The organism is Gardnerella greenwoodii 00703Dmash, assembly GCF_000263635.1.
In the GTDB taxonomy this organism is placed as follows: Bacteria; Actinomycetota; Actinomycetes; order Actinomycetales; family Bifidobacteriaceae; genus Bifidobacterium; species Bifidobacterium greenwoodii.
Genome location: NZ_ADEV01000007.1, coordinates 162,074 through 182,250 on the forward strand (window position 1 = coordinate 162,074; position 20,177 = coordinate 182,250).

The 20,177-nt window shown below is 44.0% G+C and carries 16 protein-coding genes and 3 tRNA genes; 14 read left to right on the plus strand and 5 right to left on the minus strand.

Annotation, left to right across the window (positions count from 1 at the left end):
• Window positions 1-55: 55 nt before the first annotated feature.
• Window positions 56-1,552, minus strand: coding sequence for a zinc-dependent metalloprotease (locus NG78_RS02880; RefSeq protein WP_004134553.1), 1,497 nt, complete (start codon window positions 1,550-1,552; stop codon window positions 56-58).
• Window positions 1,553-1,690: 138 nt separating this feature from the next.
• On the opposite strand from NG78_RS02880, the gene NG78_RS02875 reads away from it, so the two are divergent.
• The gene (locus NG78_RS02875; protein WP_004134554.1) at window positions 1,691-2,596 is read left to right on the plus strand and encodes a YlbL family protein; all 906 of its coding nucleotides are present in this window, start codon (window positions 1,691-1,693) and stop codon (window positions 2,594-2,596) included.
• Window positions 2,597-2,657: 61 nt separating this feature from the next.
• Here the strand turns inward: NG78_RS02875 and NG78_RS02870 are convergent.
• A tRNA-Val gene (locus NG78_RS02870) sits at window positions 2,658-2,731 on the minus strand.
• A 118-nt stretch (window positions 2,732-2,849) separates the two neighbouring features.
• Between NG78_RS02870 and NG78_RS02865 the strand changes: the two genes are divergently transcribed.
• The 4 genes from NG78_RS02865 to NG78_RS02855 all read left to right on the plus strand — a co-directional run bounded on the left by NG78_RS02865 (window position 2,850) and on the right by NG78_RS02855 (window position 7,557).
• A complete protein-coding gene (locus NG78_RS02865) occupies window positions 2,850-4,316 on the plus strand; it encodes a DivIVA domain-containing protein (RefSeq protein WP_004134555.1) in 1,467 nt (488 codons plus the stop codon).
• Between the two features lie 51 nt (window positions 4,317-4,367).
• The gene (gene recO / locus NG78_RS02860) at window positions 4,368-5,114 is read left to right on the plus strand and encodes a DNA repair protein RecO (protein ID WP_004134556.1); all 747 of its coding nucleotides are present in this window, start codon (window positions 4,368-4,370) and stop codon (window positions 5,112-5,114) included.
• Between the two features lie 375 nt (window positions 5,115-5,489).
• Window positions 5,490-6,686, plus strand: coding sequence for a hypothetical protein (locus NG78_RS05925; protein ID WP_050543418.1), 1,197 nt, complete (start codon window positions 5,490-5,492; stop codon window positions 6,684-6,686).
• A 76-nt stretch (window positions 6,687-6,762) separates the two neighbouring features.
• On the plus strand, window positions 6,763-7,557 hold the full coding sequence (locus tag NG78_RS02855) for an isoprenyl transferase (protein WP_004134558.1): 795 nt from the start codon (window positions 6,763-6,765) through the stop codon (window positions 7,555-7,557).
• A gap of 30 nt (window positions 7,558-7,587) precedes the next feature.
• Here the strand turns inward: NG78_RS02855 and NG78_RS02850 are convergent, their stop codons facing one another.
• The gene (locus NG78_RS02850; RefSeq protein ID WP_004134559.1) at window positions 7,588-7,968 is read right to left on the minus strand and encodes an MTH1187 family thiamine-binding protein; all 381 of its coding nucleotides are present in this window, start codon (window positions 7,966-7,968) and stop codon (window positions 7,588-7,590) included.
• A gap of 138 nt (window positions 7,969-8,106) precedes the next feature.
• Here NG78_RS02850 and NG78_RS02845 point away from each other — a divergent pair, with 138 nt between their 5' ends.
• The 8 genes from NG78_RS02845 (at window position 8,107) to NG78_RS02810 (ending at window position 15,587) form a co-directional block, all read left to right on the plus strand.
• Window positions 8,107-9,627 carry a glycine--tRNA ligase gene (locus NG78_RS02845; RefSeq protein ID WP_004134560.1) on the plus strand — a complete coding sequence of 507 codons (1,521 nt, stop codon included), beginning with the start codon at window positions 8,107-8,109 and terminating at the stop codon, window positions 9,625-9,627.
• 78 nt (window positions 9,628-9,705) lie between these two features.
• Window positions 9,706-10,860 carry a tRNA dihydrouridine synthase DusB gene (gene dusB / locus NG78_RS02840; protein WP_004134561.1) on the plus strand — a complete coding sequence of 385 codons (1,155 nt, stop codon included), beginning with the start codon at window positions 9,706-9,708 and terminating at the stop codon, window positions 10,858-10,860.
• A gap of 213 nt (window positions 10,861-11,073) precedes the next feature.
• Complete coding sequence (ftsZ, locus tag NG78_RS02835; protein ID WP_032837773.1) at window positions 11,074-12,285, plus strand: cell division protein FtsZ; 1,212 nt, start codon at window positions 11,074-11,076, stop codon at window positions 12,283-12,285.
• 24 nt (window positions 12,286-12,309) lie between these two features.
• On the plus strand, window positions 12,310-12,774 hold the full coding sequence (locus NG78_RS02830; RefSeq protein ID WP_004134563.1) for a cell division protein SepF: 465 nt from the start codon (window positions 12,310-12,312) through the stop codon (window positions 12,772-12,774).
• 155 nt (window positions 12,775-12,929) lie between these two features.
• Window positions 12,930-13,769, plus strand: coding sequence for a tRNA (guanosine(46)-N7)-methyltransferase TrmB (trmB, locus tag NG78_RS02825; RefSeq protein WP_004134564.1), 840 nt, complete (start codon window positions 12,930-12,932; stop codon window positions 13,767-13,769).
• Between the two features lie 600 nt (window positions 13,770-14,369).
• Window positions 14,370-14,441, plus strand: a tRNA-Glu gene (locus NG78_RS02820).
• A 262-nt stretch (window positions 14,442-14,703) separates the two neighbouring features.
• Entirely contained in the window at window positions 14,704-15,429 is a 726-nt protein-coding gene (locus NG78_RS02815) for an ECF transporter S component (RefSeq protein ID WP_004134565.1), read from the plus strand.
• Between the two features lie 84 nt (window positions 15,430-15,513).
• A tRNA-Ile gene (locus NG78_RS02810) sits at window positions 15,514-15,587 on the plus strand.
• Window positions 15,588-15,658: 71 nt separating this feature from the next.
• Here NG78_RS02810 and NG78_RS02805 read toward each other — a convergent pair.
• A complete protein-coding gene (locus tag NG78_RS02805) occupies window positions 15,659-16,555 on the minus strand; it encodes a carbohydrate kinase family protein (RefSeq protein WP_004134566.1) in 897 nt (298 codons plus the stop codon).
• Between the two features lie 285 nt (window positions 16,556-16,840).
• Window positions 16,841-18,436, minus strand: coding sequence for an aminopeptidase P family protein (locus tag NG78_RS02800; protein WP_004134567.1), 1,596 nt, complete (start codon window positions 18,434-18,436; stop codon window positions 16,841-16,843).
• 270 nt (window positions 18,437-18,706) lie between these two features.
• Here NG78_RS02800 and NG78_RS02795 point away from each other — a divergent pair, with 270 nt between their 5' ends.
• Window positions 18,707-20,164, plus strand: coding sequence for a bifunctional folylpolyglutamate synthase/dihydrofolate synthase (locus tag NG78_RS02795; protein ID WP_004134568.1), 1,458 nt, complete (start codon window positions 18,707-18,709; stop codon window positions 20,162-20,164).
• The last annotated feature ends 13 nt before the right edge of the window (window positions 20,165-20,177 follow it).

The window sequence follows — 20,177 nt, forward strand, 5'->3', positions numbered from 1 at the left end:
TGCGCTGTTTTGGTCGGATTTGCGCGCGTAGGCGACATAAACTACTCACGGTTGATTAGTTTTCGTCGTCGTGCTTCTTTTTGCGCTCTTCTTCCTCAAGTAGCTTGCTAAAGTCAGCATCCCAATTTTCGCTACTGCTAGTACCTAAGCTAGTATCTAAGACTTCGCTGCTATTTGCATCCACGCTTTTGCTACTATTTTCATGATTAGATTCGCTACCATCTTCCTTCGCGTTTTCGCTAGTTTCCTGCAAAGTTGGTAGCAAATCCGGGTGACTCCACAAACTATCTCGCTTATCAATTCCGCGCTCTTGCGTAATCTTTTCCCACAATTTAGTTGCTTCTCTCATTCGGCGAGGTCTAAGTTTCAATCCCAAAAGCGATTCGAAAGTCACTTCTGCCGGGCCTCCTGCAGCGCGCTCGCGACGCATCATTTCGCGCAACTGTTCAATATGCACAATATGAGCCATTCCAGCCTGCCAAGTAACGCAATCAACCCATCCTTCAACAAGCGCAAGCAGTGTTTCTAAACTGTGCAATGCTTGACGCTGCTCCTCAGAATCGTTGCTACCAATATTCTGCAAATTTACAGCACCCGAAATTGCTTCCGGATTCATAGTTTCCACGTCGCGAAGTTGTTCTTCCATCGCCTCTAAATCAATGTTTATTCCGTTTGCGTACTTAATAATCAGCGACTCAAATCGCGGCATAAGCCATGGCACGGATGCGAATAGTCTTGCGTGAGCTGCTTCTCGCAAAGCCAAATAATTCATGACTTCTGTAATATCTAACTCCCACACTTTTGCGTATTCAATGCAGTTGTATGGAATTAAGCCTCCAGCAGGATTTTGCAATAACGCAAGTCCTTGATCAAAACTTCCGTGTACTTCGTGCGAAAGTGCGCCTGCAGCTTGACCTAATTGCATAGCAAAGGAAGTGTTTCCGAGTAGTTTCATTAGTTGCGACGGATTATTCATTCCTTCAGGCAGCGGAATTGGCACAACTCCTGCAAAAAGTCCTTTTACTTCAGCATCGTCCACATCGCGCAATCTCTCCTCAATAACAGAAGTAAGCGCTTCGTTCACGGATTTTGCAACAGGATTTGCGAATTTTACCCATGATCCGAGTGTTCCTTCAACCCAATCTGCTCTTGAAAGTACCGCTGGTGTTCCTGGAGCAGGGTTGAAATTGCACGTAATATCTAGCCACAAATTTGCTTGGCTTAGCGCACGCCTAGCTGAGTCAGCAACTTCTGCATTTACGTTGCCTTGATCTCCGGTTGCTCGTTGTAATGCAATTGATTGCGCAAGTTTTTGGTTAATTGGCCCTTCTTCAAGTGTTGCTTCCATTTCATTAGGATTATTTAGTCCTCCCGCGCTGAAAGCTTGCATCATGCTACGAACTTCGTCCGGTTTAGGAAGCTTATCTGGATTCTGATTTAAGAGTTGTTCGCGCAACTCAAAAGGAAGTTGTTCAAGTTGTTTCCATGCTTCTTCGCCTTGTATTGGCCCAAAGCATTCAATAAGCCACTGGTGAATTGCATCATCGTTCATGAGTTCATCCTTTTGCTGCGGTTTCAAGCAAATATGTTTTATATATTACGTTTTATGCATTATATTTTGCTTTATTTGCATTATAAGTCAAATACAAAATTAAATTAATCTATATAGGGCTTGTGTAATGATACAAACATGCTTGGCTTTTCTAAACGTTTGCGCATATTTAGTAGGTTATCAGGTAGATTGCTAACATTTGCGAAGCAGTTAATTTTGTATATTGATTCACATTCTTTGCGCTATTTTGCGGGATTTTTCGCCGTAGTAGTTGCGTTAATTGCGCTGATGCTACCAAGTGCGTATGTTGTAGAAGAGCCGGGGCCTACTCAGGATGTGCTTGGTGTTTCTGGAAATTCAAAGCTTCCTGTAATTCAAATACTTTCAAATCATGCAAAGCATAAAGATAGCGGAAAATTATTAATGCTCACTGTTAATACTTCTGGAGTTCCAGGGTATGAAGTTTCAACATTTTACGCGCTTATTTCGTGGCTGAATCCTCAAAAAGAGATAATTCCTCGCGAAGCAATTGTTCCTGTTGGCCAGAATGCAGATGATTACGATAAAGAATCCGAACACGAAATGGACAATTCGCAGGATGTTGCGCAAAACGTTGCTTTACAATACGCCTCTAAGCATCTTGGAATTAATACTAAGGGTGTGAAGTTGCGTTTGCATATTGAAGATGTTGGTGGTCCTTCTGCAGGAATGATGTATACGCTTGGAATTTTAGATAAGCTTACGCCTGAAAGCGAAACTGGCGGTAAAATTATAGCCGGCACTGGAACTATTGAAAAATCGAAGAAAATTGGAGCTATTGGCGGTATTCGTCTAAAAATGATTGCGGCTAAGCGAGATGGTGCTACCTGGTTTTTAGCTCCCAAAGATAATTGCGACGAAGTAGTTGGTCATGTTCCACAAGGCTTGCGAGTTGTTCGAGTTAGTACGATTGATGAAGCTTATAAAGCGTTGAAATCTATAGGTTCTGGCCGTGGCGCAGATAAATTGCCAAGCTGTAGCGCAAAAGATGTAAATACAAAATAAATACAAAATAAGAGAATCTAAATAAAAAAATCTAAATAATAGAATCAAATCGAACAGAAAGTGGGCGATGAGGGACTCGAACCCCCGACATCCACCGTGTAAAGGTGGCGCTCTAGCCAGCTGAGCTAATCGCCCGTTTGCAACAAAGTAAAAACATACATGAAGGTATGTACGAATGCAACGTGTGGCGCGCGTCTCAACAATCGCGTAGAGTATACTCAATGGAAACATGTGCTCAGGAGGTCGATAGTAGATGACTCATAAACCTGATACCGCTCGTAATGCTTCAGGAATGGAGCGTGTGGGTAAGCGTAAGTTAGGATATAACGTCGCACAGGTAGATGCTTTTCTGGAGCGTGCGCACACTTTGTATGAAAGCGATGAGGCTCGACTTACTCAGCAAGACATTCAAGAAGTTTCTTTTGATTTAGAGCGCAATGGTTATGTTATTGGGCAGGTTGATGCTGCACTGTCTCGCTTAGAGCGCGCAGTTGTTGACAAATGCACAGAGCAGGAGATTTCCGAGTGCGGTAGGGTAGCTTGGAAAGCTCGTGCCGAAGAGTTGTATCGTAAGCTTTTGAAGCATGCTCAGCGTGATTATCGTGAACGTTTTGATAACGGTGCTTCTCGTCGACCATCTTATGCTCGTAAGCAAGTAGATATTATGGTTGATCAAGCTTTAGATAAGATTGCGCTTATGCTTGGTCACGAGCTTGAGTGGGAAACCGACGAAAATACTTTGAACGACATTAACTCCACATATGTTTCTAATGTTATTTTCACTCAAAAAACTGGCAAACATGGTTATGATGAGCGTCAGGTTGATTACTACTTGAATGCTTGCGTGCGTTTGTTAAGTAGCTTGGAATCTCTTAAGCGTTTAGACAAGTACGTTGATTCTGATTATTCAGGACATACTCTTGTTGAGGCTATTGCTGCTGCGTCTGCTGCTGAAGATAAGCGCGCGTCCGTTGCGGCTGCTTCTTCTGCGGCTGCTTCTGCCGCTTCTGACGCTCCATCTTTTGCTCCTGCAGCAAAGGTGTCTAGTGCATCTTCTGTAGCTTCTTCTGTAGCTTCTTCTGCAGAAAAGGGCGAAGCTTCAAATGTTTTGCCAAAGATTACTCGCTCTCAATTGGTTCCTAATGTTCCTGATCACGAAAAGCAAAGCATTTTTGCTCCGGTTGATTACAATAATCAACCTTCTAGTGATTCGTTTGAAGCGCTAAATAAGTCTGAGCGCGCAATCTTTACGGCTCATTCTGCAGAAAGCAAGTCTGCAAATCTTGAAGATGAAGATAGTAACGATGAGCTTTTGCAAAGTGCCACAGTAATGCACAATTCCTCTGCTTCTAATACTTTGCCTCCAACGTTGCCGCCAGCAGTGAAACCAGCTGCAAAGCCTGCTGCGAATACTTCTATGCCGCCGAGCGTGCCTCCTGCTTTCCCTCCGGTTTCGCATCGTACGCACGAAGCTGATGAATCTGCACCTGCACCTGCACCTGCGTCTTCTATACCATCTTTCCCGCCTGCAGCTCCTGCAAAGCGTGCATCTGATTCTATGCAAATCCCAGTTACGCATTTAGAGCCTAGCAAGCCATTGAGTTTGGATATTCCGGATCTTTCATTCCCAATAATCGGTCATATTGATGAATCAACTTCTTTCAATAATGATTCAGATAATGACGATACTAATGACGATACTAGCGACGGCTTAGCGTAAACGCTTTTATTTGCTAAGATTTGCAATAATTTTAGACTGGCAGTTTGATTTATGCCGTTGTATCGCGATGAAGCCGTTGTGCTTCGTGCTTTTCCTTTGGGTGAAGCAGATAGGATTGTAGTTTTGCTCACAAAGCAGCATGGAAAAGTTCGTGCTGTTGCAAAAGGAGTTCGTCGTCTTAAATCGCGCTTTGGTGGCCGACTTGAACCTCTTATGCGTGTAGATGTGCTTTTGGCGCAAGGAAAGTCTTTGGATGTTGTATCTCAGGCTGTTTCTATATCTGCCTACGCTGGCCCGATTTGTGCCGATTATACTTCCTATGAGTATGCAAGCGTTATGTTGGAAGTTGCAGATGCTCTAGTTTCCAACGAGTATACGGATGAGTATATGCGTGAATATCAAGATACTTCCGGGCAGTATCGTCTACTTACTGCTGCTTTGTCGTCGCTATCTAACAGAAAGCATGCGCCGAATGCTATTGGAATTTCATACCTTTTGCGCGCAATGTCTTTGGCTGGTTGGTCTCCTCGTTTAAAAACTTGCGTTGTTTGCGGAAAAGAAGAAAATTTGTGCTACTTTTCTCCTTCTGCCGGTGGCGTTATGTGTTCTGGCGATCATACGCCCGAATCTATTATTTGTTCTGACGAAACACGTCTTCAACTATTCGCACTTTTGCAAGGCGATTGGCATTCTATTGACGGCGTGCCAATCGATTCTTCTACTCTTTCTTGCGCAAAACTTTGGGCGGAGTATTATCTTGAGCGCCCAATTCGTTCAATGGGACTAATTTCTGATTAGTTAGCTTGTAATTTTTCGTTAGATTTTAGTATTTTCAATATTTTTGCGCTCCAAACGTGGGTAACTTATCTCGCATTTGGAGCGTTTATGGCTGTTTTGCGCTCCAAACGTGCGCGACGACCTGCTTGAGTGCAGCACGGCGCGCGCGAAAGCAACTCGGAGCGGAAACTCGCTTAGGTTGGAAGTCCAGTGGACTTCCAACGCGAGTTTCGCAAGCGAGCGCTTATAGCGCGAGCGTTATATCGAATTTGGAGAGTGTGCGAGTATTCACGTGAATGAATGACGAAGCAATTAATGTGTAAAATAAACTATACTTTTTATTTGTGTAGTAGAATAAGCGTTAAGTGTTTGTTTTACGAGAGCTAGAGAGTCAAAATGGACGTTAATAACAATTCTGACGCTGTGAATAATCAGACTAATAGCGAGAACAGTAATTCTTATAATGCTGAAAATTCTTCTCAAAACGCGCAATCTTATGTAAATCAGCAATCTGATGTGTACAATCAGCCGCAATATGATCAATCTCAGTATCAGCAGAATCAGTATCAGCAGGATCAATATCAGCCGACGCAGCCGCAGCAGTATGCGCAGCCACAGTATGCTCAGCCACAGTATGCTCAACAGCAGTATGCTCAGTCGCAACAAACTTACTATCAGCAGCCGCAGTATTCTCAAACTCAGTACGGCCAGCCACAGTATGCTCAGCCCCAGCAGCAGTATGCTCAGCCGCAGTATGGCTCACAGTATGGTGCTCCGCAGTATGGCAGCCCACAAGGCTACGCACAGATGCAAAATGGAAATCCACAAGGCTACGCCCAGTCTCAGTACGGTGTAAACCAGTACGGTGTAAACCAGTATGGTGGTCCGCAGTACGGTGGGCCTGGTATGCCGCAATACGGTGCGCCTATAGGTTACGCTCAATCTAGCTTATATAATCGTTTTAATGAGCACGAAAAGCTTGTTAATACTTTTTGCTCACAATGGAACGAAAAAGAAATAGGTTTAGTAATTATTTTATCTATTGCTGTTGCAATTAGTACATATCTTGTTATGATTACTCCACCTCCAAGATTTGGCTATGAATATAGTTTGATTATCGATTGTTTTTATATTGCATACCCATTAGTTCCACTTGCGGTAGTATTGGGTTTTGCGCAAGTTGCTCGTAAAAATAATTTTGTTATTGTACCTTCTATTGTTTGGTTTATTGTTCGAACTATTTACTACATTTGGCTTCAGTATTATTACAATATGAAGTATTTTATTTTTTACATAATTTCAACATTGGTTTTTATTATTCTTTTAGAGGTTTTCCAAAGACAGTTTGTTGTTCGCAAACGTTCTAATATAGGCGGGTCTATTCTTGGCGTATTAATTTCTACTTTTGCTTATGTAATAATTATGCTTATTTTTGATATTATTAGTGGTTCAAGCATCTCTTACTTCTATCTTGAAGAATTTGCGTATACATTTATAACTCTTTCAATTTTGCCAATTATTTTAGCTGCAATTTTAAGAGCATTTGGTTTGGCAAAGTTCCTTAACCCTAAGCGAGAAGAAATGAATATGTAGTTAATTGCGTATTTTATAAATACGCTGTTTTAGATGTGTGTTTTATTCGTTCAATGGGGTTGTTACATTCGTAAGTATGGCTTTTGAAAACGTGGATTATACGTCGCTTAATATTCCGGCGGCTCCTTTTAGTGACCCTTCTCGCATACCAGATTTTCCTAAGGGCAAGGTTCCTCGCCATGTTGGCGTGATTATGGACGGCAATGGTCGCTGGGCTAAAGAGCGCGGAATGATTCGAACCGAAGGCCACAAGGCCGCAGAGCCTGTTGTTTTTGACACTATTGCCGGCGCTATTGAAGCTGGAGTGCGCTATTTAAGTTTGTACACTTTTTCTACCGAAAATTGGAAGCGCTCGCCGCAAGAAGTGCGCTTTTTAATGGGATTTTCTAGGGATATTATTCACCGCAGAGTTGCGCAAATGAACGAGTGGGGAGTGCGCGTTCGTTGGGCAGGAAGGCGCCCTAGATTGTGGAAGTCTGTTATTGACGAGTTGGAAAAAGCGCAGGAAATTACCAAGAACAACAAAACTATTGACGTTGTTTTTTGCATAAACTACGGTGGGCGAGCAGAAATTGCGGATGCTTGTGCACAAATTGCTAAAGAAATTCAAAATGGCAAAATTAAGGGCGATCGTGTTACTGAAAAAATGATTGCTGAGCACTTGTATAATCCGGATATTCCAGATTGTGATTTGGTTATTCGCACTTCCGGCGAGCAGCGTACTAGCAACTTTTTGCCTTGGCAGGCATCCTACGCGGAACTTGATTTTGTGCCGGAACTCTTCCCGGATTACGGCCGCGAAGCGCTGTGGAGGTCGATTGACCGTTATGCGCATCGCGACCGACGTTTTGGCGGCGTAAAAAACGCCTAAGCTTGAGAATATTTAAGCACTTAAACGCGCTTAATCTTCTTTGTTTTTGCGTTCGTCGAGAATTTTGTCTACAAGAGCAGCTTTTGCGTCAATTTGATTGCTAAAGCCAGGGCGAATATCCAACTTTAAGATTACTCCAGTGCGGTATCCTTTGCTAACTAGTGCCATCGTAGCGTCTTTTACAACGCGCATAACGTCGTCAAATTCGCCCTCAATGTTTGTGAACATTGCGTTAGTTTCGTTCTTTAATCCAGAATCGCGAATAACTTTCACAGCATCCGCCACGTACTCGCTTAACTCGTCACCAACTCCGCTTGGAGCAATGCACAACGCAGCAACCGTGTTAGTTTTGTGCTCGCTCGCATTGTCGCTCGCATTGTCTTTTGTATTCTCGCTATTATTTTCGCTCATAGTAATTCCTTTAAACTCGCGCCACATTAAACAAATTGTAATATTTATGTTATTTTGATAATTCTACAAGCGTCACAGGGTTTTTCTATAATGGCAACGTTTTCACCCGAATTTTCTAGTTTTACGAAAAGGTGTATTGTGGCTGTTTCAAAGCTTGATGAAGTCGTGTCCTTGGCTAAGCGTCGAGGTTTTGTGTTCCCAGCTGGCGAAATTTACGGTGGCACGCGCTCCGCGTGGGATTATGGTCCGTTGGGCGTTGCGTTAAAGGATAATATCAAGCGCGAATGGTGGCGCTACATGGTAACCACGCGCGGCGATGTTGTTGGCGTGGATACTTCCGTTATTTTGCCTTCTCAAGTGTGGGTTGCTTCCGGTCACGTTTCCGTGTTTAACGATCCTTTAATTGAGTGCTTGAACTGCCATAAGCGCCATCGTGCAGATAAGTTGGAAGAGTCTTATGCCGAAAAGCATGGCGATAAAATGCCAGAAAATGGCTTAAAAGACATTGCTTGCCCAGATTGCGGCACTCGCGGAAACTGGACTGAGCCACGCGACTTCAACATGATGCTTCGCACTCATTTAGGACCTGTTGAAGACGAAAACAGCTTGCATTATTTGCGTCCGGAAACAGCTCAGGGTATTTTCGTTGATTTTAAGAACGTTATGACTTCTACTCGTCAAAAGCCTCCTTTTGGCATTGCGAATATTGGTAAGTCTTTCCGTAATGAAATTACGCCTGGAAACTTTATTTTCCGCACTCGCGAGTTCGAGCAGATGGAAATGGAGTTCTTCGTTGAGCCTGGAACCGACGAAGCCTGGCATCAGTATTGGATTGATACTCGCGTTCGCTGGTATGTGGATTTGGGTGTGAAGCCAGAAAACTTGCGCATGTACGAGCATCCTAAGGAGAAGCTCAGCCACTATTCCAAGCGCACTGTCGATATTGAGTACAAATTCGGCTTCCAAGGTTCTGACTGGGGAGAGCTTGAGGGTATTGCAAACCGTACTGACTACGATTTGTCTGCTCATGCTAAGCATTCCGGCGAGGATTTGAGCTACTTTAACCAGGCTACTGGCGAAAAGTATGTGCCTTACGTTATTGAGCCTGCGGCTGGTCTTACGCGCTCGCTTATGGCATTCTTGGTTGATGCTTACGACGTTGATGAAGCTCCAAACACTAAGGGCGGCGTTGACAAGCGTACCGTTCTTAGACTTGATCCTCGCTTGTCTCCTGTTAAGGCTGCAGTTTTGCCTTTGAGCAAGAAGCCGGAATTGCAGTCTGTTGCTCAAGATTTGGCTGCGGATCTTCGCCAGAACGATTGGGTTATTGATTATGACGAAGCAGGCGCTATTGGCCGCCGCTACCGTCGTGAGGACGAAATCGGTACTCCTTTGTGCGTAACAGTTGACTTCGATACTTTGGAAGATCATGCTGTTACTATCCGCGAGCGCGACACAATGCAGCAGGAGCGCGTTTCTTTGGACAAGGTTGCAGATTACATTGCTGACCGCATTAACGAAAAGCGCGTTAAGTATCCGCAAGGACCTGTTGAAATCGTTGGCACTCGTTCAGCTGACGGCGCTACGGATGTTGCTAAAGAAGCAGGCGAAGACGAATCTAAGCCTGTTAAAATCGCAACCGCTGGCGGCTTGTACTAAATCGCGCTTAAGTATCGTTTAAGTGTAGCTTAAGCATTAAAGCAAAAATATTATTAAAGTGAATGGAGTTAAAGCAATATGAATTTTTCTATAAAACCAGTGGATTTAGGGAAAGTTCATATTGCTACTCCTGTTGTTTTGTCTCCAATGGCTGGAATTACTAACTGGCCATTTCGCGTAATCTGCCGTGAATTTGGTCCGGACGGCCTTTATGTAGCAGAAATGATTACGGCTAGAGCATTAGTTGCACGAAATCCAAAAGCTCTTAGACTTTGCCGTTTTGCGCCTAGCGAAAAAGTGCGCTCGCTGCAACTTTATGGTGTTAATCCTTCTATTGTTGAACAAGCTGCTCGAATTGTTGTTGATGAAAACATGGCTGACCATGTTGACTTAAACTTCGGCTGCCCAGTTCCTAAAGTTACAAGACGCGGCGGCGGTTCTGCTCTTCCTTGGAAAACTGATTTGTTGCAAGAAATTTTGCATCGCGTTGTTTCTGTTTGCGAACCTGCAGGAATCCCAGTTACGGCAAAATTCCGCGTTGGTATTGACGAGAATCATGAAACTTTTATGCAAGCTGGTCATATTGCTCAAGAAGAAGGATGCGCTGCCGTAACTTTGCACGCTCGCACAACTTCAGAATATTACGGCGGTCATTCAGACTGGCAGCGTATTGGTGAGCTTGTTGAGGCGCTTAATATTCCCGTTTTTGGAAACGGTGATATTTGGGGTGCGCAAGATGCGCTTGCAATGTTTAAAGAAACTGGTTGCGCAGGCGTTGCTATTGGTCGCGGATGCCAAGGTAGGCCTTGGATTTTTGCAGATATTCGTAACGCTTGTGCGGGCAGTAGTGAGCGCGTTAACCCGACTTTGGCGGAAGTTGGCTCAGTTATTTTGCGCCATCTTGAACTTTTGGTTGAGTTTTATGATGGCGACGAGCGTATGGCTGTTCACGACTTGCGTAAGCATATTGCTTGGTATTTAAAGGGATTCCCGGTTGGGGGAGGAACTCGCAAAAACTTTATGGAATGCGAGTCTATTGATGATATTAAGCGCAATCTCAACATGCTCGACGGTTCTCTTCGCCTACCAGAACAAGTGTTAGACACGCCGCGCGGACGCGTGCGTTTTGCTAAAAAAGTTCATTTGCCATACGGTTGGTTGGATTCTCGTACTACAAGTCACGAAGAGCGCGAAGCCTTGTTTGGCGACGACCCAATGGACGCTAGTTACTAGGTTTTTCTAGGCTTTTGGCCATTTTTATATGCTGATTATTTTGCGATTATCTTGTGATTATTCAAAGAAAATTACCGGCTATGTATATTTGCATATAGCCCGGTGTATTATCAAATCAGTGACATTTTTTCAGTTTATTGTTAAAACGTCGTCAGTATCGAGCGTTTTGCGCTAAAATATTGTGTAAACGTGCGTGAGTGACAGGAGAAAACGGTGAGCGAGATTGCCCAGACTGACAATTTCAACGACAAAACCATCATCAAGGTAGTCGGCGTCGGTGGTGCCGGCGGTAACGCCGTCAATCGGATGATCAGCGAGGGTCTACAGAATGTAGAATTTGTAGCCATTAATACTGACGCTAAAGATTTACTGCGTTCTGATGCTGATGTAAAGATTTCATTATCGGACGCTTCAAGCCGAGGTCTTGGTGCTGGTGCTGATCCTGAGAAGGGTGCAAAAGCTGCACAGGATCATCAATCAGATATTGAAGAAGCACTTAAGGGCGCTGATATGGTGTTCGTTACCTGCGGCGAAGGCGGCGGTACAGGCACTGGTGCTAGCCCAATAGTTGCTCGTGCTGCGCATCAGCAGGGTGCTTTAACTATTGCAGTTGTTACGCGTCCATTCGGTTTTGAGGGCCCGCAGCGTGCTGCATCTGCAAAACTTGGTATCGAAAATCTTCGCAAAGAAGTTGATGCGTTAATCGTAATTCCAAACGATCGTCTTTTGGAAATTTCGGATCGCACAATCGGTATTATTGAAGCATTTAAGACGGCAGATACCGCATTGCTTGCTGGCGTTCAAGGTATTACGGATTTGATTACCACAAATTCGTACATTCATGTGGACTTCTCCGATGTTACCGCTATTTTGCGCGGCGCAGGTACAGCACTCTTCGGCATCGGTTCTGCAAAGGGCGAAGATCGTGCAACTCAGGCTGCCGAAATCGCTATCAGCTCGCCTCTTCTTGAGGAAAGCATTGAAGGTGCTCACGGTGCTTTGATTAACATCGCAGGCCCAAGCGATTTGAAGCTTCAAGAAGCGTCTGCTGCAACTGAGCTTGTTCGTAAGGCTATTCATCCAGAAGCACAAATTATTTGGGGTCTTTCCTTGGATGATTCCTACGGTGACGAAGTACGTGTGACTGTTATTGCTGCAGGTTTCGACGCTCACTCTAAGTCGGAAGAATCTTCAGCAACAGCCGGCCAGTTTGTTGATATGCAGGCAGATGTAAAGTCTGTTGCTCCAGCAAAGTCTACTTCTGCTATGAGGGAAGAATCTGCTGCTACACAAGCAGAGCAGCCTGCTTCTGTGCCTTCTATGTTTGATACTGCAGCAAATCAGCAGTATGCATCTAATCCAGAACCTGCTCAGCCGCAGTCTTCTGAACCGGATGAACTAGATATTCCTGATTTTTTGCGTTAGGTGTAACGAGAGGAGGGTGGCTTCATGGCTAGCTTTATGAAGAACGTAATGTCGTACGTTGGTATGGCAGATGTTCAAGAAGATGATGATTATGTTGAAGCTGATGTTCCAGAAACTTCCTTTGACAACGATCGATCGGTAACACCTGTTGCGTCGCAGCACGGAGACGATTCTCGCTCTAGTGGCACTTCTGCTCGCGCAAGTCTTAATCGCATGAGCCGTATTACTACCATTCATCCAAAGTCTTATGACGATGCGCAAATGGTTGGTCGCGCTTTAAGAGATGGCGTTCCAGTAGTGCTTAATTTAACTGGCGTAACTGAGTCTGTGGCGTATCGCATTGTTGATTTCTCTGCTGGCGTAGTATTCGGCGTGCGTGGTTCTATTGAGCGTGTAACTCCTCGCGTGTTCTTGCTCAGTCCTGCACAAGTGAATATTAAAGTAGAGGATGCTCCAAACGGAAATACTGCTCGAGACTTGTTCTCTTAAAGCGTATTACGAAATAAAAATCTTAATTAAGCAGCGTTTGTTTAACACTTTCGCTGCTTTTTTATACTTTTTGGTAGCATAAAACAAGAGTTCGAGCATGACTAAAGTCATGTGAATTTAACTAAAAGCGTATGCCGAATAACGAAAGTAATCTAATGAGCAGTGAAAATGAAAACGAAAACACTATGCAAGCCAAGCAACGCACTGTATTGTCGTTTGTGCGTCGTTCTGGACGCTTAGATGCGCGTTTACAGCACGCTCAGGAGCGTTATGCAAGTCAGTACTTATTAGATGTTACTGAAGCTCCTGGCTCTTTTAGATTGCGCGAAAATTTGCACATTACGCATGATTGGATCAAAGATAAGTGGGGCAATAATAATCCGCTTATTGTTGAAATCGGTTCCGGTCAGGGCGAAAACGTTGTTGCTGCAGCAGAACGTTTGCCGAAAACTAACTTTTTGGCGCTTGAAGTTTATGATCCAGGCGTTGCTCACACAATGCTTTTAGCTGGAAAACAAGGTTTAACTAATCTTCGTATTGCGCAAATTAACGCTCCTGATTTCTTCGCAGCTTGTGACCGCGGAGTTTTAGAAGAAGTTTGGACTTTCTTCCCGGATCCATGGCCTAAGATGCGTCACCATAAGCGTCGTATTGTGCAACCAGAGCTTGCCTCTACAATCCACCAGGCGTTGCGTAAAGAGGGTGTTTGGCGCATTGCTACAGATATTGAGGACTATGCTTTGCACGTGCACGAAGTTATGGATTCTCGCGAAGATTTCGCGAACATTGGCGAATTAAAAGTAAGTCTTCCAATTGAGCATGTTGGAAAAGGTACTGCCGATACTGCAGCAGCTCTTCCACACGCAGATTTTAACGAATCTGAGCGCTTTGCTGGTCGAGTTCTTACTAATTTTGAGCGTAAAGGTTTGGATGCTGGTCGCACGATTCACGACTTCACCTACCGCGCATTAGTGCTTTGTGAACGATGCTTGTGAGGCTTTGCACCAGTGCTCTGCTGACGCTGATTTCTGTTGATTAGCGAACACTAGTATTATCGCTGCTGCACACGCCACACCAAGCACTCCTATCTACGCACCCACCCGCAGCTTAATTGCGTTACTTTAGTTGCAGGAATATTCGTGTGGTGAGATTTGAGATTTTTCGCACTGAGCGAGGCGAACGTCAGAGCCGAAGGCTGCTGATTCGTCGAGCGAAGAAGAAAAATCGAAAAATCTCTGCGATAAGGCACGGTTATTAACGAATTAGCACGCAGAGTTTGGGGGATTTCTTTACGAGCACTAAAAGAGGACTGAGAAGCTACATTCTTTAAGAAAGGCGAACACACTAAGCGCCTTTAACAGCCAGAGCGCCCGAAGGACGGGACGTGCGAGGAAAGAAATCCCCACAAACTCGCGCAACAGCAAACACGAGCGTAGCGCTGCGAGATAAGTAATTCCTATCTCTCACAGCCACATCTCATAACCACATCTCATAAACACCGTAAACACGCACGCAATTAAGCCGTACTTAATCTCAACACGCCGTAAGTTGCGCGACTCTTTTCTGAGTGTTAGTATCATATGGTTTGGTTCGAAGCCCCCTTCGTCTAACGGTTAGGACACCAGACTTTCAATCTGACAACAAGAGTTCGACTCTCTTAGGGGGTACAAATTATAGCACCGCTGAAATTTCAGCGGTGTTTTTTGTTTTTGATTGCATCTTGCTAAAGTTTTGGCCTATAATCCTAGATTTCTGCGGTTTTATATTGCGTTATAACTTACTTTGATAACGCAAATTTGTTATAGCATGTGTTTCTTTTGTTTAAGGTGATAGACTTACTCGTTGGTGCTTCTGCCCGGGTTGCGTAGGTCAGGAAGTGCTCAGTTAAGTATTTACAATGCGCAGCATTTTTAAGATAAAGGATTTCTTATGAGCAATATTTTTAACACGAATATTGATAATAGTATTGATAGTGATGAAACGAAATCATCTACTTCTGTAGATTCTGCAACTTCTGCAACTCCTGTAACGGATAGTGCGAATGCTAAAGCTAATCCGGAGCCTTCAATTGTTGCTAATTTGCGCTGGCGTGTGGCAGATATTGCTTTGGGAGCTGCTTTATCTGCTGTTTTTGGCGTTATTTTGTGCGGATACGGCTTGGTGTTTATTCCAATAATTCGTACTCTTAATGCGGCAGTTCTTCCTGGTTTCGCAAGTATTACGCACGGCGTGTGGTATTTGTCTGGCACTCTTGCGCTTCTTTTAATTCGTAAGCCTGGTTCTGCAGTGTATGTGAATGTTGTTGCAGCTTTTGTGCAGGTTTTGCTTGGATCGCCTTTTAATATTAGGGATACTGTTGTTTCTGCTTTGCTGCAGGGTGTTTTTGCGGAAATTCCATTCTTGATTGCTAAGTATCGAAAGTTTAATTTGACTTTGAGTGTTCTTTCTGGCTTGCTTGTGGCTTTTGAGTATGGTGTGTTCTTAACCTTCACTAAGTATCAGGGTAAAGCTCCTACTTATATTACGATTCATATGATTACTGAGCTTGTAAGTGGTCTTTTGCTTTCCGGCGTGCTTGTGTGGTTTGTTTACTTGGCTTTGCGCGCAACCGGTGCTCTTGATAATTTTGCTTCCGGACGAACTGAGCGCGTGTGATGCTTTTTATTTGAGTTCGACTCACTTAGGTTGGCGACGTTTATGGGTATGTGCTAATCTAGTCGTTGCTAACTTTGTTAGCGTGGGGCTTTAGCTCAGTCGGTTAGAGCAACGGACTCATAATCCGTCGGTCCAGGGTTCAAGCCCCTGAGGCCCCACGAACTAAATAACGCCACTTCATTAAGTTTATGAAGTGGCGTTATTGATTTTATGAGTTAAATTTTATTTTTTATTTTCCGGCTTTTGCTAAATAATCCGGTATTTGTTTAGGATACTTTGGCCACGCGCCTTCCTGAGTGCATACGAATGCAGCGGTATTAACGGCTGCTCGATGCGCTTCTTCAAGACTTTCGCCTTTAAGAATATGTGCTGCGAATGTTCCTGAGAACGAGTCTCCAGCACCAACTGTGTCAAGAACATCAACGTGTGGCGTTGGAATAGTAGAGCTTTCTCCGGTGCTAGTAGTAATCGTACTAAAAGTAGAGCCGCCTGTAAGAATCACATAATCTAGTGCGTAACGAGCTTGGAACCACTTGCAAGCTTCCTCGTCTGAAGTGTCGCGAATATTGAACATGTCTCTAAGTAGGAACAGTTCAGAATCGTTAAGCTTAAAAACGGTGGCTTGCTGAAGAAGAGTATCAATAAGATCCTTAGAATAGTGGTCGCTTCGAATGTTTATGTCGAAGAACTTCATTGCTCCAGGCTTAGTATGCTTTAACAATTGTAAAATTGTGTCGTGAGTTTCTTGAGAACGTAAGCTTAGAGTGCCAAAGCATACCGCATCTGCTCGTTCTACTAAATCAATGAGTTCTCGAGTGTAAAGAATATGATCCCATGCTATATTTCGCAGAATAGTGTACTCTGGTATTCCCTTTTTTAGCGTTACTTCCACAGTGCTTGTTGGCCACGCGTTGCGTTGAATAATTGAAGTGATTCCAGCTTTGTTCACTTTGTCAATCAGCTCGTCGCCGAGTTGGTCTTGACCAACAGCACTAATCATGCAACTTTGCGCTCCGTGGCACTGTGCATGATATGCAAAATTTGCTGGCGCTCCGCCAACACGTTTTCCGTGTGGAAGTAAATCCCATAAAAGTTCGCCGAGTGAAAGAACAATTGGCTTAGTCATAATATTCCTTTCGCGCGCGTCAGTGCAGCAAGTTTGTAGAGCTATACTTTTACTAAATATCTTCTCGCTTCTTCAAAAGCATTTTGATGCAAATTTTGCTTGTAAAAATGCTACATAAACAATTATGGTGTGCCCTTGCGATAAGTAACATGCGCAATGCATGTTACGTTTCTATAGAGCGCACCATAAGTGCTATATTGCGTACGTTTAACTTAACTTATGCTGGCGTACTATATTTATTATTATTTCGTTTTATTATATTTTTCTATTATTTTAATTTATTGATTAATGCTGAAAAATATCACTTTTGCGAGCTTGCTCAGCCATCCAGGCTTCTACATCGTCAATCTGCTTTGGAATGTCAATAGAAAGCCATTCTGGACCGTTTTCTGTCATTAACACATCGTCTTCAATGCGAATGCCAATACCGCGCATTTCTTCCGGTAGCATTAAATCGTTAGCTGCAAAATACAATCCTGGTTCAATCGTAAAAATCATTCCTGGAGTAATTTTTGCGCCTTGATAAGACTCGTAGCGTGCTTGAGCGCAGTCGTGTACGTCTAAGCCAAGATGATGAGCAACTCCGCACGCATGCCAGCGTCGATGCTGCTGTCCTTCTGGAGATAGTGACTCTTCAACGCTTACCTTCAAAATTCCCCATTCGTGCAAATGCTCTGCTAATACTCGCATGCAAGCGTGGTGAATGTCGGAGTAGGTTGCGCCCGGCTTTGCTGCTTCAAAACCGGCTTGCTGAGCGTCAAGAACGCACTGGTAAAGCTTCTTTTGCAAGTCAGTAAATTTGCCGTTTGTTGGGAAAGTGCGCGTAATGTCAGCGGTGTAGAGGCTGTTTACTTCAACGCCTGCATCAATAAGAAGCAGTTCTCCGTTAGAAACTACGCCTGTGTTTCGCATCCAGTGCAAAATTGGCGCGTGCTTGCCGGAAGCAACAATCGTGTCGTATCCAACTTCGTTGCCCTCTTCGCGAGCCACAGAGTTAAAAGCGCCTTCAACCATGCGTTCGGAATGTTCTTTTCCAAGCGCTTGAGGCAATCTAGTAAGCATGCGGTCAAAACCGAGCTTTGTTGCGGCAACAGCTTTGCGCATTTCTCGAATTTCGTAATCGTCTTTAAGCATTCGTGCTTCTGCAGCAAATTCGTGCAGCTTGTCGTCGGCGGAACTATTAGCGTCTTCGTCCGTAAATCCGCTTGCTTCGCGCATTGTTTCAACTTTTGCGGTAAGCTCCGAGTCGGTTTCTCGAATGATTCGAACGCGAACGCCTTCACCATTTGCATCGTCGCTTACATTCTTGGAAATAGCATCGTCGAGTTCAGCAATATCGCGCGTTTCAATACCGGTCATGGCTTTAAGTTCCTTCAAGCCTGCGCGTGGACCAACCCAGTATTCTCCGTAGTGTGGATCTTTATAGAATGCTGAGGTGCTGTTATCTGCGCGTGGAGCCACAAAAAGCTCTGGAATATGATTTTTACCAGCTTTTGCTTCTTCGCTGTCTTTTTCAACCGGTTCCATAACAAGCACAGCTCCGGCTTCGTAATCTTGGCCCAAGCCAGTGTAGTAGGCAAAAGTCGTGTCTGGGCGGAAAGCGTAATCGCAATCGTTATTGCGCACTTTTGGCTGTCCTGCAGGAATAACTAAGCGTTCTCCTGGGAAGCGCTTAGAAAGTGCTTCTAAACGTGCTGGAATGTACTTGCTGGATTCAAGAGGCTTAACTTCTGGCTCCTGATTATCCCAGCTGCTTGTCATAAAATCTTTAAAAGAATCGCTATTTGGTCGAAGAGAACGATTGTTAACGCGGTCTTCCGCCTTTTGCGTGCCGTCAGATTTTAATTCTTCACCGTGCTCTGTTGGCGTATTTTCTGCCATTATGCGACTCCTTAACACTTCTTTTTGTGTGTAAATAAAAATAAACTAGGAATTAAACTAGACAATAACTAACATAGTCTTATTTACTGTTTTATGCGAGTTTTTTGTCTTAAAAAGCTCAGATTTTATATGTAATTTACAAAGTGTGTTAATGAAAGTTTTGTTATGTGAATATTGTCACAATATTTTATTGGGTTTCTGTTGTTGGCATAAACTAATCTATATATTTGGAAAATGAGTAAGTGAGCACAAAATTAGGGGAGTGCAGTTATGTCTATGGAACATCCAAATCGCAATAATGAGCGAATTGTTGATATTGAGCGTAATATTATGAGCCGCGCTCCTGAGCATAATAAAACTAATCTTGATTTAGACAGAATGCGCTTAATTCTCGATATTCTTGGGCATCCAGAAAAGTCTATGCACGTTATTCATATTACTGGCACGAATGGTAAGGGTTCTACTGCTCGCATGGCTGAGTCGTTGTGCAGAGCATACGGTTTGCGCACTGGTCTTTACACTTCTCCGCATTTAGAGCGCATAAATGAGCGCATTATGATTGACGGCCAAGAAATCAGCGATGACGATTTTATTGACGTTTGGGATCAAATGAAAGATATTATCGACATGGTTGATGCTCGCATGGAGGCTGAAGGTAAGCCAAAAATGAGCTTCTTTGAAGTGCTTACAGCCATGGCGATTTGGGCTTTTGCGGACGCTCCTGTTGACGTTGCTGTTATGGAAGTTGGCATGGGTGGCGAATGGGATGCTACGAATGTTATGAATGCGGATGCTGCAATTATTGGGCCTGTAGACATGGATCACATGCAGTGGCTTGGGAACACTGTTGAAGAGATTGCTCGCACAAAAGCTGGCATTATTAAGCCAAATTGCACTGTAATTTTAGGTCCTCAACCGCATGAAGATAAGGTTTTGCCAATTATTAAAGAAGTTGCTGAGCGTAATAATGCTAAATTATTGCGCGATTCTTCTTATGGTGACGGCGAGCTTGAAGTTGTTTCTCGTACTCCTGCAGTTGGCGGCCAGCTTGTTACCTTGCGCACGCCTCTTGGCACTTATGAGGATGTTCCAATAGATAAGTTTGGTAAGCATCAGGCGCATAATGCTTTGGCGGCGCTCGCTGCGGCTGAAGTTGTGCTACCGGTAAATGGAGCTTTAGATGGCGATTTGGTTGCTGAAGCTTTAAGTCAGGTTAAGGTTCCGGGTCGTATTGAGCAGGTTCGTACTTCGCCGACGATTATTGTTGACGGTGGTCATAATGTGAATGCTGCTGAGTCTCTTCGTGAAACTATTGAAGAAAACTATCATTTTGAGCAGCTTATTGGCGTTGTGGCAATGATGGCAGATAAGCAGGTTGAAGAATACTTGGGTGTTCTTGAGCCTATTTTGACGAAGATTATTGTGACTCGTAATTCTTGGCGCGACCGCGTAATGGATCCGGAAGAGCTCGAAAAGATTGCTGTAGGCGTGTTTGGCAGGGATCGTGTGATTCGCGTTGACGAGCTTCCGGATGCTATTCAAACGGCTGTGAATCTTGTTGATGAAGACGATGAGCTTGGCGTGGGCTACGGTCACGGAGTGCTTATTTGCGGAAGCTTTGTTACGGCAGGAGATGCTCGCACAATGCTTGTTGAGCATGTGAATCCTGATTTAAAAAAGCCTAAAGATCAGCGCGTTGCAATTCACCCGAATATTGACGAGTCCTGAAAAATTAAGCTTT

Excerpts from the sequence above, each read along its gene's own strand:
- NG78_RS02795 (WP_004134568.1), top strand. The coding sequence starts at position 18,707 with ATGTCTATGGAACATCCAAATCGCAATAATGAGCGAATTGTTGATATT.
- NG78_RS02805 (WP_004134566.1), bottom strand. The coding sequence starts at position 16,555 with ATGACTAAGCCAATTGTTCTTTCACTCGGCGAACTTTTATGGGATTTA.
- NG78_RS02815 (WP_004134565.1), top strand. The coding sequence starts at position 14,704 with ATGAGCAATATTTTTAACACGAATATTGATAATAGTATTGATAGTGAT.
- NG78_RS05925 (WP_050543418.1), top strand. The coding sequence starts at position 5,490 with ATGGACGTTAATAACAATTCTGACGCTGTGAATAATCAGACTAATAGC.
- trmB (WP_004134564.1), top strand. The coding sequence starts at position 12,930 with ATGAGCAGTGAAAATGAAAACGAAAACACTATGCAAGCCAAGCAACGC.
- NG78_RS02850 (WP_004134559.1), bottom strand. The coding sequence starts at position 7,968 with ATGAGCGAAAATAATAGCGAGAATACAAAAGACAATGCGAGCGACAAT.
- dusB (WP_004134561.1), top strand. The coding sequence starts at position 9,706 with ATGAATTTTTCTATAAAACCAGTGGATTTAGGGAAAGTTCATATTGCT.
- recO (WP_004134556.1), top strand. The coding sequence starts at position 4,368 with ATGCCGTTGTATCGCGATGAAGCCGTTGTGCTTCGTGCTTTTCCTTTG.
- NG78_RS02800 (WP_004134567.1), bottom strand. The coding sequence starts at position 18,436 with ATGGCAGAAAATACGCCAACAGAGCACGGTGAAGAATTAAAATCTGAC.
- NG78_RS02880 (WP_004134553.1), bottom strand. The coding sequence starts at position 1,552 with ATGAACGATGATGCAATTCACCAGTGGCTTATTGAATGCTTTGGGCCA.
- NG78_RS02855 (WP_004134558.1), top strand. The coding sequence starts at position 6,763 with ATGGCTTTTGAAAACGTGGATTATACGTCGCTTAATATTCCGGCGGCT.
- NG78_RS02875 (WP_004134554.1), top strand. The coding sequence starts at position 1,691 with ATGCTTGGCTTTTCTAAACGTTTGCGCATATTTAGTAGGTTATCAGGT.
- NG78_RS02830 (WP_004134563.1), top strand. The coding sequence starts at position 12,310 with ATGGCTAGCTTTATGAAGAACGTAATGTCGTACGTTGGTATGGCAGAT.
- NG78_RS02865 (WP_004134555.1), top strand. The coding sequence starts at position 2,850 with ATGACTCATAAACCTGATACCGCTCGTAATGCTTCAGGAATGGAGCGT.